Source organism: Bacillus sp. FSL K6-2861, from assembly GCF_038630725.1.
In the GTDB taxonomy this organism is placed as follows: Bacteria; Bacillota; Bacilli; order Bacillales; family Bacillaceae; genus Bacillus; species Bacillus velezensis.
Genome location: NZ_CP152037.1, coordinates 337,453 through 352,309, shown reverse-complemented (window position 1 = coordinate 352,309; position 14,857 = coordinate 337,453). Strand labels below are relative to the sequence as shown.

The following is a 14,857-nucleotide window of genomic DNA, read 5'->3' as shown; positions in this document are numbered from 1 at the left end:
TCTCGTTCCTTGCTTTTATTGAGAAAGTGTATCACGGTACTCATGAAACTGATCTGTGACATCTTTTGACGGAGCCTGTGTCAATAAGCTGACGACAAATACAGCGGCAAGGCTTACAGCAAAGCCCGGAATGATTTCGTACAAAAAGTCTGAAAGACCGGCATTCGCCCAAATGATTACGGTAATCGCTCCCGCAATCATGCCGGCGAGTGCCCCCCATTTCGTCATCCGTTTCCAAAATAAACTGAGCAGTACGACCGGCCCGAATGAAGCGCCGAATCCCGCCCATGCATAGCTGACAAGACCAAGTATCGTGTTGTTTTTCTCCCAGGCGAGCACCAAAGCGATGATTGACACCGCAAGCACTGCCATTCTCCCCAGAAATACGAGTTCCTTATCAGAAGCCGAACGCCTGAACATGGACTTATACAAGTCCTCCACTAAAGAACTGGACGTAACGAGCAGCTGAGACGAAATCGTACTCATAATGGCCGCTAAAATCGCAGAAATGAGAAATCCCGTAATAATCGGGTGGAACAGAATGTTGCCGAGCTGAATAAAAATGGTTTCCGGATCAGCCAGCTTCAGTCCGTGCTGGTGGTAATACGCGATTCCCGCAAGACCCGTAAACAGCGCGCCTAGTGCAGACAAAATCATCCATCCCATTCCGATCCGTCTGGCGCGTTTGATTTCTTTCACAGATGTGATTGCCATAAAGCGCACAATAATATGCGGCTGCCCGAAATAGCCGAGCCCCCACGCAAATAAAGAAATAATGCCAAGGACGGTCGTCCCTTTGAACATGTTAAACAGTTCCGGGTTGACGGAACGGATATCGGCAACGGTTTCTCCCGGGCCGCCCGTATGGAAAATCGTCACAATCGGCACAAGAATAAGCGCCGCAAACATAATGATCCCTTGAACAAAGTCCGTCCAGCTTACCGCCAAAAAGCCCCCGAACAAGGTGTAGGCGACAACGACGCCTGTCACGACCCACAGTCCCGTGTGGTAATTCAACCCTAAAATGCTGTTGAATAAGACACCTCCTGAGACCATGCCGGATGAAACGTAAAATGTGAAAAAGACGAGTATGACAAGACCCGAAAACAGTCTGAGAAGCTTCGTATGATCACCGAAACGGTTTTCAAGGAAACCCGGAATGGTGATGGAATTCCCCGCTTTTTCGGTATACGTTCTCAGTCTCGGCGCCACGAAAAGCCAGTTCGCCCACGCCCCGAGCACAAGCCCGATCACAATCCAAGCGCCGCTTAATCCTGTCGAGAACATAGCGCCCGGAAGCCCCATCAAGAGCCATCCGCTCATATCCGCCGCTCCCGCGCTGAGCGCTGTGACGGCAGGGCCTAAAGAACGCCCCCCGAGCATGTAATCCGTCAGATTTGACGTCCGTCTGTAGGCGAAATAACCGATAAACAGCATACCCGCCATATAAATACAAATGGAAATAATCAACTGAATGTTTGCTATGGCATTTCCTCCTCCGCTTTATATGTTTATGGTGAAATGGACACCCCCCGCGAGGAGGATGCCCATTCAGTCCCTCTTAAAACGTTTCACTGATTGTTTTCGCCTGCATGTGGAGGGCCAAATAATCCGGGCCGCCCGCTTTTGAATCAGTGCCGGACATTTTGAAGCCTCCGAACGGATGGTAGCCGACAATCGCTCCCGTACAATTGCGGTTGAAGTACAAGTTGCCGACATGGAATTCCTGTTTCGCCCGTTCAATATGTTTGCGGTTATTTGTAATGACCGCGCCTGTCAAACCATATTCAGTATTGTTTGCCACTTCTAAAGCTTCATCAAAGTTTGACACTTTAGAAAACGCCACGACAGGCCCGAAAATTTCTTCTTGCATGAGTCTTGCTTTCGGATCAAGGTCAGCGAAGATCGTCGGCTTGATAAAGTAGCCTTTTGAATCATCCCCGGTGCCGCCGCTTACTAAACGGCCTTCTTCTTTTCCGATTTCAATGTAGCTCATGATCTTGTCGTAAGAACCTTGGTCGATGACAGGCCCCATATAAACATCTGCACTGTCAGGTTTAGCAGTTACTTTTGATTCCGTAATTTCAATGACACGCTCTAATACTTGATCATACACTTTTTCATGGACAACTGCACGTGAACCTGCAGAACATTTTTGTCCCGCGAAGCCGAATGCTGATGTAAAGATGGATTGAGCCGCCAATTCAATGTCCGCATCTTCGTCAACGACAACCGTATCTTTACCGCCCATTTCTGCAATGACACGTTTTAAATGCTGCTGGCCCGGCTGCACTTTTGCCGCGCGTTCGAAAATTCTCGTACCGACTTCACGTGATCCTGTAAATGTGATAAGGCTTGTTTTCGGATGGTCAACAAGATAATCGCCTACTTCTGCTCCGCTTCCCGGCACAAAGTTGACTACGCCTTTTGGCAATCCGGACTCTTCAAGCACCTCAACAAATTTTGCTGCAATAACAGGTGTAGCACTCGCAGGTTTTAGAACCACTGTGTTTCCAGTAACGATCGGCGCCACTGTTGTTCCTGCCATGATCGCAAACAAGAAGTTCCACGGCGGAATAACAACTGTCACTCCAGTCGGAGTGTACACATATTGGTTTTTCTCGCCTTCGCGGCTGTTGACCGGCTTGCCTTTTGCCAATTCAACCATTTGGCGCGCGTAGTATTCCATAAAGTCGATGGCTTCCGCCGTATCCGCATCAGCTTCGTTCCAAGGTTTTCCCGCTTCCTTGACGAGCAGGGCGGAGAATTCGTGCTTTCTGCGGCGGACTTTGGCAGCTGCGCGGAACAAAACGGCCGCTCTTTCTTCAGGGGATGTGTATCTCCACTCTTCGAACGCTTTCGCAGCTGCTTCAATCGCTTGCTCAGCGTGCTCCTGGGACGCCTTTGACACTTTTCCGACGACTTCTTCTTTATCAGCCGGATTGATTGAAACGATTTTCGCTTCCGTCTCTACCTTTTCACCGTTGATGACGAGCGGATAATCTTTTCCCAGATACTCATTTACCGTCGCAAGCGCTTTCTTAAATTCTTCAACGTTCGATTGATCTTGGAAATTCGTGAATGGTTCGTGTTTATAAGGTGTAGTCATTGTCATCTCTCCCTTTTTTACTTCTTAGTCATCCCTTTAAAGGCGAATGCGATGTTTGAGGGGCGTTCGGCGAGCCGTCTCATGAAATAGCCGTACCAGTCATCCCCGTAAGGCAGGTAGACTCTCATGCGGTATCCTTCTTCCACCAGGCTGAGCTGGGTTTGCGAGCGCATGCCGTACAGCATCTGAAACTCAAAACGGTCGTTTGGAATGCCGTGCTCTTTGGCAAGCTGTTTTGTAAACTCGATCATTTTGTCATCATGCGTGGCAACTGCCGTATAATGTCCTTTTAAAAGCTGTTTGCGGATGAGTCTTTTATAATTTTCATCGACGTCGCTTTTTTCAGGATAGGCCACCTTTTCCGATTCTTTATAGGCCCCTTTGACAAGCCGCAGAAACGGATTCAGCGGGCTGAGGTCATCAAGATCCTTCTCCGTTCTGTACAGATAGGCCTGCACCACGGTGCTTACATATTCATACCGGCTCCGGAAGTCTTTAAAGATATCCAGCGTTTTCTGGCATCTCGTTTCATCTTCCATGTCAATCGTCACCATGACTTTATGTTTTTCAGCCGTCTGGAGGATTTTCGTCATATTTTCATAGACGAGATCGAGATCTATATCAAGACCTAAAGACGTCATTTTTAATGACACTTGGGAATTCAGCTGTTCATCAGCGATTAAGGCGATGGTCTGCATGCACTCCTCGGTGCGTTCTTTCGCGACATCACCGCTGTTGACAAATTCCCCCAAATGATCGACAGTAACTGACAGCCCCTGGCTGTTCAAATGTCGGATTGTCGGGATAGAACTGCGGAAATCCATTCCTCCGATGATTTTGCCGGCTGCCACACGGCTTCCCCAGCTTCGCGCCATCTTATTGAGAAAACTGCTCTTGGATAAAAATAAGAAAAAATCTCTTGTAATCACTTCCAACCTTAACACCCCGCAATCTAAGAAGTATTTGTATGAGTCTATTGTAAATGGACAAAACATCCTCTCACAATATTCTAAAAATACAAAGATTCTGATATATTTTTGTGGTTTTACCACAATCAGCTTCTTAGATAGCAGGCGGATTATGCCGAAAAAAGGCGGACGAAAATGACGGCAATCGTCAATTTCCGCCTTTTTCCTCCCACGCCTCTTCGACGGTCTGAATCAATAGCTGATTCAGTTCCTCCGTTATGTCAGGTTTCGGCGTTTTGATCGTTTTGACATAGTGCCCGATGCGTTCTATTTCTTCTTCTATAAACGCATGAATAATCGTATTTCTCGGTTCCGGAGCCAGCTCCTGACCGCTTTTTTTCCTTGTAAGCAGTGTATTGATTTCAGAAATGAGCGCTTCATCCGTCAATAAGGCATCGGCCAGTACGGGAAATGACATCGGCGGTACGGAGCCGAACGTTTCGATCCATCTGCAGGCAAGGAGAGGACGCAGAACATAAAAATACTTTTTAATCTTCACTTCACTGCCCCGCAATTCCGTTTTTTCATTCCGTTTTGCCATATTGAGATAATGATAGATGCCGGCTTCAGGCGAAAAGGCGCGGATTTTCAGTTTTCGAAGCTTTTCAGCCGCTGAGAAAGCTTCATAATAGATCATCTCAGAAGAGAGCCATTCCAAAAGAGGCGGATTTGATTTTTTAAAAAGCCTAAGCGCTTTTCTCAGTTCCCAGCCGCTGATGTCAAGCATGTCATGAATCGGCTCTTCTATGACATCCCTATGCGGTTCGATCGAAAAGTACCATTCTTTTTTCGGCACATAGAGAAACCGTACATCGTAGTCGCTGTCTCTTGACGGAAACCCCCATGCGCGGCTCCCTGATTCTACGGCGTAAAGCACCTTGACGCCATGCTGTGCTTCAATTCGTTTTAATCCTTCGATGATCTTTTGTTCCATCTGTATCCGTCCTTTTCCGTGATGATTCCTGAAAAAAGCCCAAGTACTTGGGCTTTTCGCGGCTGTCAGCCTTTCAGGTGCGCTTTCAGAAAGGCCAGCTTTTCCGTATGGAAAGAAGGTATGTATTCATGTCCGAAATACCGGTAAACCTTCAATTCTTTTTCCGTTTCCAGATGATTGTAAGCGGCAAACACCGTCGACGGCGGAGTCACGCGGTCAATCAGGCCGATGGACATGAGCACCGGAACTTTTACGCGGTCCGCCAGATTCATGATATCAAAATAGGCCAGTGTATTCATCGCGGCCTTCTCCGTTTCAGGGCTGCCGTTCTTTCTGAAAAAGGAGTTAATCTCAAGATACGGCTCATCAAGAGCGACATCAATGGCCCGCTCAAAATTGCTTAAATAAGGATAATCGGCCGCAACCGCTCTCGGAATGTCAGATAGTGCCGCCGCGGCGATTGAAAGTCCGCCTCCCTGGCTCCCGCCGATGACGGCGATCCTCGTTTCATCCACTTCATCAAAGCCGCTGATGACTTCCAAAGCCCGGACGGCGTCTAAGTACACGCCGCGGTAATAATATGTATCTTTATCTAAAATCCCTTTCGTCATCCAGCCGGGAACGTGTCCGTGCGGTGAGACGCTTGTATCTGTGCTGCTGTGCTGACCGCGGACAAGCATGCCGAATGCGGCATATCCGTGTAGCGCCCAATTTACGATGTCATGTATATCCCCGTCATAGCTCGCATTATAGCCGTGATATTTCACGATGGCCGGATGCGGTCCTTGCCGGTCGGGAACGGCGTACCATCCCTCAATTTCCGCCTTGCCGAAGCTTCGGTATGTCAGCCGGAATACTTTCACGCCGTCAGCCGGGTAGCTTTCAGCCTTTAATTCAGGCTTTGCCTCTTCCTTTGCAAGCTCATGTAATGATGATGCCCAAAAATCCGAAAAGTCATGAGGAGCGGTTTTATTTGGTTTATAGGTTTGCAGTTGGTCGAGCGGCAAGTCGTATAATTGCATATCCGATTATTCTCCTTTGTTTTATATGTTTTAATTTTCTGACTCTATCTTAACACGATTTTACACTCATTTTCTAAACATTTTAATAAACGTTTGTTTAAAAACAAAAAAGCCGTGCGCTCACAGCGTCACGGCTCTTTTTACATCGGCTGATACAAGTCCCAGCCGATTTTTAACGTTTCTACGATATAATCGGCGATTTCTTCTGGTTCCAGATTATCCGTCGCCACTTTTGAATTATGTTTATCATAGATGCTTTGGCGCTCGTTAAAGAGCTGCTGCATTTCATCCATGGAACGGTTATGCAGAACGGGACGGCTTTCAATCAGCAGATCAGCCCGCTGCTTCCAATTCTCCCATGATAAATCAAGATGGAGCACGAGGCAGTTTTCAAGGCAGCACTGTCTGATTTCCTCTTGTTTAAACGAACCGCCCCCAAGCGACACGATCTTGAATTTCGTATTGCGGCAGATATCTAATATATAGTCCTTTTCAGTCTGACGGAAAAAGGCTTCACCTTTTTTCTCAAACATTTCAGGGATGGACATATTGAAATCTTTCTCAATCTGCAGATCAATATCAATGAAGTCTCTGTATAGTTTCTTAGCGACCAGCTGGCCGATTGTTGTCTTTCCGACACCCATGAATCCGATCAGTACGATATTTCTTTCTCTTACGGGAATGGCACGTTTTGCGTTCATCTTCGGCGAAATCCTCCTAAGAAATGAAAAAGTTATGTTTATTATATGATAACTCAATATTGAAATATAGAGATAATGCAATGAAAGAAAACCCATCCTTTATAAGAAGAGATGAGTTTTTCTTTCTATCGGAGCGTAATGCGTTCCACCTTTCCGACAATGAAAATATAAGAAAATGCCCCGATAAATGCGACAGCGCCGACAAACAGAATCGCTCCGTTATATGAACCGGTCGCAGAAACGATAAACCCGATGAGAAGCGGGGTGATAATGCCGGCCATATTGGCGAAAAAGCTAAAGACGCCCCCTGCCAATCCGATTGTTTCGCTTGGCGCGACCTCACTCAGCATCGTCCAGGATATATTGGACATGCCCTGCGCAAAAGAAGCAATGGATAAGATCGTCAAAACCGCAGGAGCAGAATCCGTAACATTCGCGAGCACGATGGAGCCTGTCAGCAGAAGACCGAGGATGACGGGCGTTTTCCGGGCAACGTTCACCGACACCCCCCGTTTCATCATGCCGTCAGACCAAAATCCGCCGAACAATACGCCGAAAAAAGCGGCGATATACGGGATTGATGCGGCGAAGCCGACTTTTAAGAAAGCCATGTGCTTTGCCTCCGCCAGATAAGTCGGAAACCATGTCAAAAAGAAGAACAGCGTGGAGGCTACGGCGAATTGGCCGATATACAAGCCGACAAGCTTGCGGTATTTTAGAAGCTGGACGAAATCCGCCCACGATATCCTGCCGGCTGAATCAGACACCTCAGTCAGTCCGCCGCCTTCTTTAATATAATCAAGCTCCTCACGATTCACTTTCCGATACCCGTTCGGCTCGTGATACATTTTAAACCAGAAAATGGAGAAAACAATTCCGAGCACCCCTGAGGAAATAAATACGGCGCGCCAGTCAATTGCCGTTAACACCCAGAATAAAACCGGTGTGGCAAACGCCAGCCCGACATATTCCCCCGCCGTATAAACACCCGTCGCAAAGGCGCGTTCCCGCCTTGGAAACCATGTCGTGACAATCCGGTTGTTTGCCGGAAACGCCGGCGATTCAGCTATGCCGATGAGCAGGCGGCAGCCGAATAGAAACCCGAAACTTGTCGCAAAAGCTTGTACTCCGGTAAAAACCGACCATACAAATAAAGAAATTCCGTATGTCCGTTTCGACCCGAATTTATCCAAAATGAGTCCGCCGGGAATCTGCATCCCCGTATAGGTCCAGCTGAACGCAGAAAAAACGATGCCCAAAAGCGCGGGGCTTATGTTCAGCGAATGTTGAATGGATGGGCCGACAATAGATACACTGGCTCGGTCTATATAATTAATCGCAGTGATAAAAAACAAAAGAACCAATATCACATAACGAGCGCGAGTCGGTTTATTGCGGACGGGACTGAAGTCCGTCAGCTCTGTTTCATTTTTCAATGGCTTCTCCCCCCTTACTCGAATGAAATTAATTGTACAACACTTCGGTCAATTATTTAATACTTTGACGCAAAAAAGCGCTAAACAATTTGTGTGCCGCACTGACCTGATGCAGACACACCCCGCTCATAAAAGTGTCTGCCCTTTTCATCTGTTTATCCGTATCGCACCCGGGGAAAAAGTACACATATGATAGACAGTTACGGGAGGATTATCGATGAAACTGAGTTTTTGCACGACAGGATTTAAAAAAAAGCATATTTTCGACATCATTTCTTTCGCGAAGGAGCACTCCTTTGACGGAATCGAACTGTGGTACGGACACGCAAACCAATATATAGAGGAAATCGGCCCGCTCGACAGGCTTTATCAACAGCTTCAGGAGGAAGGCATCGGGGTGCCTGCCGTCAGTTTGTACACTGACTTCGCCACTCAGGATGAAAGGCAGGCGTTAAAGGATGTTCAAAGGGCATTAAGCGCGGCACGACAGCTGCACAGTCCCTTGATCAGAGTCTTTGCCGGCAATCTTCCTTCGCACCGGACGTCACCGGAAAAGTGGCAACGTGCGGTTGATCAATTTCAGCAGGCGGCACGGCTCGCAGATGACTATGAAGTCGATATCGGGCTTGAGATTCATTACGATACGTACGCGGATACACCGGAGGCGGCGCTGGCATTTTTGGAGGATGTCGGACATCCGCGGGTCCGCACCATTTTTGACGGCTCCAACCTACACGTCAATCACGTTGACCAAATGTCCGCTTTGGAAAAACTGTATCATACCGTCAGCCACATTCATCTGAAAAACTATCACTGGGATTTTGCCAACTGGTATCTCAGCAAGCCAACTCCGATTTTTCAAGGAGATCTCGATCAAAAAGCATTTTTAAAAGAGCTGATGAACAGACAATATGACGGTTTTGTTTCTCTTGAGTATTTTGGAGAACATGCCTTTACGCATATAAAGGAATCGCTCCGCGAATATACGTCTGTTTTTTCCCGCTGACTCTTCGATCGAAGGGTCTTTTTTTGTATCATATAAAAAAAGGGGGATATCATGATGATCATTTGGATAAATGGGGCTTTCGGTTCCGGAAAAACACAAACAGCGTTTGAACTGCACAGAAGACTGAAACCGTCTTACATATATGATCCTGAAAAGATGGGGTTTGCGATGCGTTCGATGATACCGCCGGATATCGCTGAAGATGACTTTCAAAGCTACCCTCTGTGGCGGGAATTCAATTACAGCATGCTTTCCTATTTGTCAGATACATATCAGGGCATCATCATTGTGCCCATGACCATTACGAACGTTCAATACTTCCATGACATTATCAGCAGGCTGAGACAGGATGGCCGGACCATTCACCACTTTACCCTGCTGGCTTCAAAGGAAACATTGCTGAAACGCCTGCGCACCAGAGCGGAAGGAAAAAACTCCTGGGCTGCAAAACAAATCGACCGCTGCATCAACAGCCTGTCTGATAGCCTCTTCACAGAACATCTCCATACAGACCAAATGTCTATTCAGCAGGTCGCAGAAACGATCGCTGCCCAAGCAAATCTGCCTCTTAAGCCTGATTCGAGAGGCAGCCTTCGAAGATTCACCGACAGATTGATGGTGAAGCTGAATCATATCCGTATCAAATAAAAAAACGTTTTGAAAAACATGTCCCTGATCCATGCAAATGGATCAATAAATAAAAAGCCCCTCTGAAGGGATGTTTTTTCAAATTAAGAAAAAAATTTTAGAAATAAAGAAGGAATTTTATGGATAATCATCTAATTATTAACACTGTAACACATTTCATTTGAAAAGGGAGTGCTCGAAATGAAATTCAAAAAAGTGTTAACCGGTTCTGCGCTGTCTCTTGCCTTACTGATGTCTGCCGCTCCTGCCTTTGCCGCATCACCAACAGCATCCGCATCCGCGGAAAATAGCCCAATCTCAACGAAAGCAGATGCCGGCATTAATGCCATCAAACTCGTTCAAAGCCCTAACGGCAACTTCGCTGCTTCTTTCGTTTTAGATGGAACAAAATGGATTTTCAAAAGCAAATACTATGACAGCAGCAAAGGGTATTGGGTAGGGATTTATGAAAGTGTAGATAAATAAAAATGAAATAAACAAAAAACCTCCCTTTCAAAAGGGAGGTTTTTTTCATTCTATTTCCACCAATCATCAAACATCGATGCCGGCACCTGGCGCTTATGCTCCGTACTGAGGTAGCGTTTTTCCAGCGCTTCAATCACTTCGGAAGAAACATCCTTGCCTTCTAAATAATCATCAATGTCATTGTATGTGATGCCGAGTTCGGTCTCATCAGTCTGCTGCGGTTTTTCATCAAGCAGATCGGCCGTCGGTAATTTCAAATACAGGCGTTCCGGCGCGCCGAGCTCTTCTAATAAACGTCTGCCCTGGCGTTTCGTTAATCCGGTCAGCGGCAGCAGATCAGCTCCGCCGTCACCGTATTTCGTGAAGAAACCGGTCACCGCCTCGGCCGCATGGTCGGTTCCGATGACAAGCAGCCCCTCTTGTCCGCCGATGGCATATTGAGCGATCATTCTCATTCTGGCTTTTACATTTCCTTTGTTAAAGTCAGACAGCTGATCGCCCGTGTCTTTTTTATACTGATCAGCGAACGCGCTGACAGCGGACTTAATATCAAATGTCCATGATTTATCAGGTTTAATGAATTTGAGCGCCAATTGGGCGTCATCCTCATCTTGCTGTGTGCCGTGCGGAAGGCGGACGGCGATAAATTCAGCGTTTCCGCCTTCTTCTCTGATGCTTTCAGCCGCCAACTGGGCGAGGCGTCCCGCAAGCGTGGAATCCTGCCCCCCGCTGATGCCGAGCACAAAGCCTTTGGCACCTGTTTTTTTCAAATATTGTTTCAGAAAGTTCACTCTGTCCTCAATTTCTTGTTTCGGATCAATTGAGGGCTTTACATGGAGATCATTCATAATTTGTTTCTGGATGCTCATCCCAATCACTCCTCCTGCATTGTTTCTTTATGATCCATTTCCCGTTCATGCTGAAAATGAATCATGCCACTATGTACGACTCTCTGTTAAATATAGCACAGGTGCAGATTTTAAGTGAATCAAATACACCGGGATCAGCTGATTTCCACCCGCAGCGCCGTGATGCTGTCTCCGTTGCATTTTCCTTTTTCAATCGGACAGGATGAAAACGCGACGACGAGATCCATTTCCGCACGGAGCCGTACATAATCACCCGCGTCAGAAAGAGGCGTTTCGACTGATAAGTTCCCCTTCTCATCGAGCACCGTGTTCATAAAGATGGCAAATGGGTAATGCATATGCGGCCGCGGCACCCCGAACGGTTCAAGCGCCCCGCTCATATTGTCATAGCACGTATCCTGGAGCTCGTCTTTATGCTTTCCGTATAAAAGCCTGTTCATATCCGGACGGCAGGCGGGAAGCAGCAGGTCATGCTTGCCGACTGTATCCTCAATCAGCGTCAGCATCGGCTTGTATAAATTCGAATAAATATGATCACCCGTTTTTACATGAATGGACTGGTTGGCATCAATCGTCGCGCCCTGATCAAGATGTTCATAAAAGTCCTTGGCATGATACGCCGTGAAGTCAGCCACCTGCTGCCCTTCCACATCGACTACTTTTATAATCTGCCCTTTGTGAACCTTCAGGCCGAGCCCTTTTTTCGGCGGTACGATAAATTGCTGTGTCATCAGACTGCTCCTTTTTTTCTTCTATTATGAACTCCGGCCGTTTGTTTCATGTAAAGCAATTTATTGGATGTATATTCCCCTTCTGACGGCTGCAATCTAAGCTTTGATAAAGGGGTTGAACTTCATGGGTAAATCACAGGACCAGCCTAAAGGAAATCTCGCTTGGTGGCAGCTCTCCTTAATCGGCGTCGGCTGCACAATCGGGACGGGCTTTTTTCTCGGGTCCAGCATCGCTATTGTCAAAAGCGGATATTCCGCGCTGATCTCATTTCTTATTGCCGGGCTTGGCACCTATTTTGTCTTTGAGCAGCTCGCGAAGCTTTCGGCTAAACAGCCCGAAAAGGGGTCTTTTTGCGCTTATGCGAGAAAGGCTTTCGGCACTTGGGCCGGTTTCAGCAACGGATGGGTGTACTGGTCGTCCGAGATGCTGATCACTGGAAGCCAGCTGACAGCGATCTCGCTTTTTACGAAGCATTGGTTTCCGAATGTGCCGCTGTGGATTTTCGCCTCCATCTATGCGGTGCTCGGTCTCTTGATTATATTTACGGGGCTGTCCGTTTTTCAAAAAACGGAAAATGTGCTCGCTGTTGTCAAGACGGCGGCGATTGTTATGTTTATCGTCATCGCCATATTGGCGCTGTGCGGTATATTTTCTCATAAACCGGATGTACAGGTGCCGAACGAATCAAAGGATTTGTTCCCGCACGGAGCGATGGGGTTATGGACCGGATTGATTTATGCGTTTTACGCCTTCGGAGGAATTGAAGTCTTGGGGCTGATGACCGTGCATTTGAAAAATCCGGAGGAAGCCTCAAAATCAGGCCGGCTGATGCTTGCCGTTCTTGCGGTGATTTACGTCATTTCTCTCGGCCTGGCGCTGCTGTTAGTGCCGCTGGGCAAATTCACCGAACAGGACAGCCCGTTTATTACATCGCTGAAGGGTTTTCATTTAGATATCATTCTTGATATTTTTAACGGGATTTTTATTATTGCGGGATTTTCCACGCTCGTCGCCTCGCTGTTTGCCGTGACGACATTGCTTTGTACGATGGCAGATGACGGAGATGCGCCGAAATGCTTCAGATTAAAGGAAAACAAAAAAATCTGCTGGCCTGCGCTCGGATTGACGTTTGCCGGACTCATCGTCTCCATCATCCTGTCATTGGTGCTGCCGAAAAATATATATGAACACATGACAACCGCGGCGGGACTGATGCTTCTTTATACGTGGCTGTTCATTTTGTTCTCGGGCAAGAAACTGCTCGAAACGACAAAGATGGGAACCGTACAGATTGTTATCGCCCTTGTGCTGATTGTCGCGGCCGTCTCCGGGACGCTGTTTGAGAAATCGAGCCGGCCCGGTTTTCTGGTCAGCCTTTGTTTTCTCGCCGTCATTGCGATCGTGACATGGATCGTACAAAAAAAGCAGGGACACAGCCCTGCCGGATCATAGCTTATTTCGTCGGTTTAAACAGTCTCTTCAAATAAGAAAAGGGACACTTTGACACTTGCGTCTCATCATCACGGAGGAAATATTGCTTCCATTCTAAATTGTCTTTTCCTCCGTACCACCCCAATCGGGGATGAAGAGGGGCTTCATCATACGCCTCTAAGCGTTTTCTGATCAGCCGGCTCATGTTTCGTCCGAACGCGGTTGAATCATTTAATCCTTCGAAAACCCATCTCGGCTGAAACGCCAGCATAAAAAACGGGAAGCTTCTGCTTTGTCTCGCTTCATGCGCAGGCGTCGCGCACAGAATAAAATACGGCTCGCCGTCAAAGCAGAACTCCCATTTATAATGTTCAGGGTCTTCCGGTATGTCTTCCGGCCAGTCTTTCGGGTCGCAGCCGCTCAGCCGGTTTAAAAAAGACCAGAACAGCTCTTCATACGCCTCAACGGAATAATGCTCAGCTAAATCCTCAGGCGTATCAAAAATCACAAGCAGCGACGCGTATTTTCCGGTATTCCTTGAGATCTTTCCGTACTCGGACAGCAGTAGTCCCACTTCCTCCGGGGTTCCCTCTTCGCGGGGATCACCCGCAAAGGATATCCGGAGCTGATCTGTCAAAAATCCCTGACGTCCCGGAATGCACGGAAACGCGTCCGCTTTATCGCCTACTTTTTCTGATAGAAGCTCAAAAGCGACTCTCTGCCAATTTGGCAGATCCAATAACTTTTCCTCAAGGCAACTTTTTGTGTACAGCTCGCTTGCCATCAGCCCACCTCCAGTATCGTCAGGATACGTTATGATGGAGACAGGCGATGGGTGACAGTCCTTCTATTTATGAGATGAGCATTTGAATCCCCTGCCAGCCGAAATAAAATCCGAAAACGATCAAAGACACACCCGCCGCTCCCGTCAGCCAGCGAAGCGCTGTTTCATGAAGAAGATTTCTGAAAGTGCTCGCAGCGATCGCCATGCAGAAATCCCAGATCAAAATGCCGAGAAGAATGCCGGAGCTGTAAATCAAAAGCTGATTTGCATCGAAGGATTCAGCGGTTTTAGCGAGGATGCTGCCGTATATGCCGAGCCAGAATAAAATGCTCAGCGGATTGGAAAGAGAAATAAAAAATCCCGCGCCGAATGTTTTGTAAAAAGCCGGTTTTCCTTTTCCGCTTCTGACATTCATGGCTTCCCTGATATTTTTTAGCGTTTCGACTCCCGTATAGGTCAGCACGAAAAAACCGAAGAGCCACAAAAACGTTTTTACAAAAGGAGCGGTCAAAAATTGAGACAGCCCGAAATAGATCAGAATCATATACAGCCCGTCCGCGGCCATGGCGCCAAGACCGAAAATCCATGCATGCCAAAAGCCGTTTTTGATGCCTTTGTCAATTTGCGCCGCATTGACCGGTCCGACAGGTGCTGACAATGACAGCCCGAGAACGATGTAGCTTAAAAAGATGTTCATTGGCTTCCCCCTCATTCATGCAACTTGTACAAGTTATTCATGAATGGGCCGTGAT

Annotated in this window: 15 protein-coding genes; 4 read left to right on the top strand and 11 right to left on the bottom strand. The window is 47.4% G+C overall.

What is annotated here, in order from left to right; genetic code table 11:
- Positions 1–15: 15 nt before the first annotated feature.
- From putP to NYE62_RS01715, 7 genes are all read right to left on the bottom strand, one after another.
- Positions 16–1,470, bottom strand: coding sequence for a sodium/proline symporter PutP (gene putP, locus NYE62_RS01745; RefSeq protein WP_076983722.1), 1,455 nt, complete (start codon positions 1,468–1,470; stop codon positions 16–18).
- Between the two features lie 91 nt (positions 1,471–1,561).
- Positions 1,562–3,109, bottom strand: a complete 1,548-nt coding sequence (pruA, locus tag NYE62_RS01740) for an L-glutamate gamma-semialdehyde dehydrogenase (protein WP_199022323.1) — start codon at positions 3,107–3,109, stop codon at positions 1,562–1,564.
- A 17-nt stretch (positions 3,110–3,126) separates the two neighbouring features.
- A complete protein-coding gene (locus NYE62_RS01735; RefSeq protein ID WP_087920787.1) occupies positions 3,127–4,038 on the bottom strand; it encodes a proline dehydrogenase in 912 nt (303 codons plus the stop codon).
- 187 nt (positions 4,039–4,225) lie between these two features.
- Positions 4,226–5,011: a nucleotidyltransferase domain-containing protein gene (locus tag NYE62_RS01730; protein WP_199022322.1), complete on the bottom strand. Its 786-nt coding sequence runs from the start codon at positions 5,009–5,011 to the stop codon at positions 4,226–4,228.
- Between the two features lie 65 nt (positions 5,012–5,076).
- On the bottom strand, positions 5,077–6,033 hold the full coding sequence (gene cah / locus NYE62_RS01725; RefSeq protein ID WP_007409374.1) for a cephalosporin C deacetylase: 957 nt from the start codon (positions 6,031–6,033) through the stop codon (positions 5,077–5,079).
- A gap of 140 nt (positions 6,034–6,173) precedes the next feature.
- A complete protein-coding gene (locus NYE62_RS01720; RefSeq protein ID WP_003156609.1) occupies positions 6,174–6,734 on the bottom strand; it encodes a shikimate kinase in 561 nt (186 codons plus the stop codon).
- A 125-nt stretch (positions 6,735–6,859) separates the two neighbouring features.
- Positions 6,860–8,170 carry an MFS transporter gene (locus tag NYE62_RS01715; RefSeq protein ID WP_342497191.1) on the bottom strand — a complete coding sequence of 437 codons (1,311 nt, stop codon included), beginning with the start codon at positions 8,168–8,170 and terminating at the stop codon, positions 6,860–6,862.
- Positions 8,171–8,387: 217 nt separating this feature from the next.
- On the opposite strand from NYE62_RS01715, the gene NYE62_RS01710 reads away from it, so the two are divergent.
- From NYE62_RS01710 to NYE62_RS01700, 3 genes are all read left to right on the top strand, one after another.
- Positions 8,388–9,176 carry a sugar phosphate isomerase/epimerase family protein gene (locus tag NYE62_RS01710; RefSeq protein WP_326243981.1) on the top strand — a complete coding sequence of 263 codons (789 nt, stop codon included), beginning with the start codon at positions 8,388–8,390 and terminating at the stop codon, positions 9,174–9,176.
- Between the two features lie 54 nt (positions 9,177–9,230).
- Positions 9,231–9,824, top strand: coding sequence for a tunicamycin resistance ATP-binding TmrB (gene tmrB, locus NYE62_RS01705; RefSeq protein WP_053573756.1), 594 nt, complete (start codon positions 9,231–9,233; stop codon positions 9,822–9,824).
- A gap of 180 nt (positions 9,825–10,004) precedes the next feature.
- Positions 10,005–10,289 carry an antimicrobial peptide LCI gene (locus NYE62_RS01700; protein WP_007409062.1) on the top strand — a complete coding sequence of 95 codons (285 nt, stop codon included), beginning with the start codon at positions 10,005–10,007 and terminating at the stop codon, positions 10,287–10,289.
- 50 nt (positions 10,290–10,339) lie between these two features.
- Here NYE62_RS01700 and nadE read toward each other — a convergent pair whose 3' ends face one another.
- Both nadE and NYE62_RS01690 read right to left on the bottom strand, forming a co-directional pair.
- On the bottom strand, positions 10,340–11,158 hold the full coding sequence (gene nadE, locus NYE62_RS01695) for an ammonia-dependent NAD(+) synthetase (RefSeq protein ID WP_007409061.1): 819 nt from the start codon (positions 11,156–11,158) through the stop codon (positions 10,340–10,342).
- A 134-nt stretch (positions 11,159–11,292) separates the two neighbouring features.
- Positions 11,293–11,889 (bottom strand): DUF1989 domain-containing protein, encoded by a 597-nt coding sequence (locus tag NYE62_RS01690; RefSeq protein ID WP_011996295.1) that lies wholly within the window; start codon positions 11,887–11,889, stop codon positions 11,293–11,295.
- 124 nt (positions 11,890–12,013) lie between these two features.
- Between NYE62_RS01690 and NYE62_RS01685 the strand changes: the two genes are divergently transcribed.
- Positions 12,014–13,342, top strand: a complete 1,329-nt coding sequence (locus tag NYE62_RS01685; protein WP_144664477.1) for an amino acid permease — start codon at positions 12,014–12,016, stop codon at positions 13,340–13,342.
- Position 13,343: 1 nt separating this feature from the next.
- Here NYE62_RS01685 and NYE62_RS01680 read toward each other — a convergent pair whose 3' ends face one another.
- Together NYE62_RS01680 and NYE62_RS01675 are read right to left on the bottom strand one after the other, a co-directional pair.
- On the bottom strand, positions 13,344–14,105 hold the full coding sequence (locus tag NYE62_RS01680; RefSeq protein WP_064115801.1) for a YqcI/YcgG family protein: 762 nt from the start codon (positions 14,103–14,105) through the stop codon (positions 13,344–13,346).
- Positions 14,106–14,172: 67 nt separating this feature from the next.
- Entirely contained in the window at positions 14,173–14,802 is a 630-nt protein-coding gene (locus tag NYE62_RS01675; RefSeq protein WP_043021494.1) for a LysE family translocator, read from the bottom strand.
- Positions 14,803–14,857: the final 55 nt, after the last annotated feature.

What these genes read in the sequence shown, in the direction of transcription:
- pruA (WP_199022323.1), bottom strand. Translation starts at nt 3,109, where the DNA reads ATGACTACACCTTATAAACACGAACCATTCACGAATTTCCAAGATCAA.
- NYE62_RS01730 (WP_199022322.1), bottom strand. Translation starts at nt 5,011, where the DNA reads ATGGAACAAAAGATCATCGAAGGATTAAAACGAATTGAAGCACAGCAT.
- cah (WP_007409374.1), bottom strand. Translation starts at nt 6,033, where the DNA reads ATGCAATTATACGACTTGCCGCTCGACCAACTGCAAACCTATAAACCA.
- NYE62_RS01720 (WP_003156609.1), bottom strand. Translation starts at nt 6,734, where the DNA reads ATGAACGCAAAACGTGCCATTCCCGTAAGAGAAAGAAATATCGTACTG.
- NYE62_RS01710 (WP_326243981.1), top strand. Translation starts at nt 8,388, where the DNA reads ATGAAACTGAGTTTTTGCACGACAGGATTTAAAAAAAAGCATATTTTC.
- tmrB (WP_053573756.1), top strand. Translation starts at nt 9,231, where the DNA reads ATGATCATTTGGATAAATGGGGCTTTCGGTTCCGGAAAAACACAAACA.
- NYE62_RS01700 (WP_007409062.1), top strand. Translation starts at nt 10,005, where the DNA reads ATGAAATTCAAAAAAGTGTTAACCGGTTCTGCGCTGTCTCTTGCCTTA.
- nadE (WP_007409061.1), bottom strand. Translation starts at nt 11,158, where the DNA reads ATGAGCATCCAGAAACAAATTATGAATGATCTCCATGTAAAGCCCTCA.
- NYE62_RS01690 (WP_011996295.1), bottom strand. Translation starts at nt 11,889, where the DNA reads ATGACACAGCAATTTATCGTACCGCCGAAAAAAGGGCTCGGCCTGAAG.
- NYE62_RS01685 (WP_144664477.1), top strand. Translation starts at nt 12,014, where the DNA reads ATGGGTAAATCACAGGACCAGCCTAAAGGAAATCTCGCTTGGTGGCAG.
- NYE62_RS01680 (WP_064115801.1), bottom strand. Translation starts at nt 14,105, where the DNA reads ATGGCAAGCGAGCTGTACACAAAAAGTTGCCTTGAGGAAAAGTTATTG.
- NYE62_RS01675 (WP_043021494.1), bottom strand. Translation starts at nt 14,802, where the DNA reads ATGAACATCTTTTTAAGCTACATCGTTCTCGGGCTGTCATTGTCAGCA.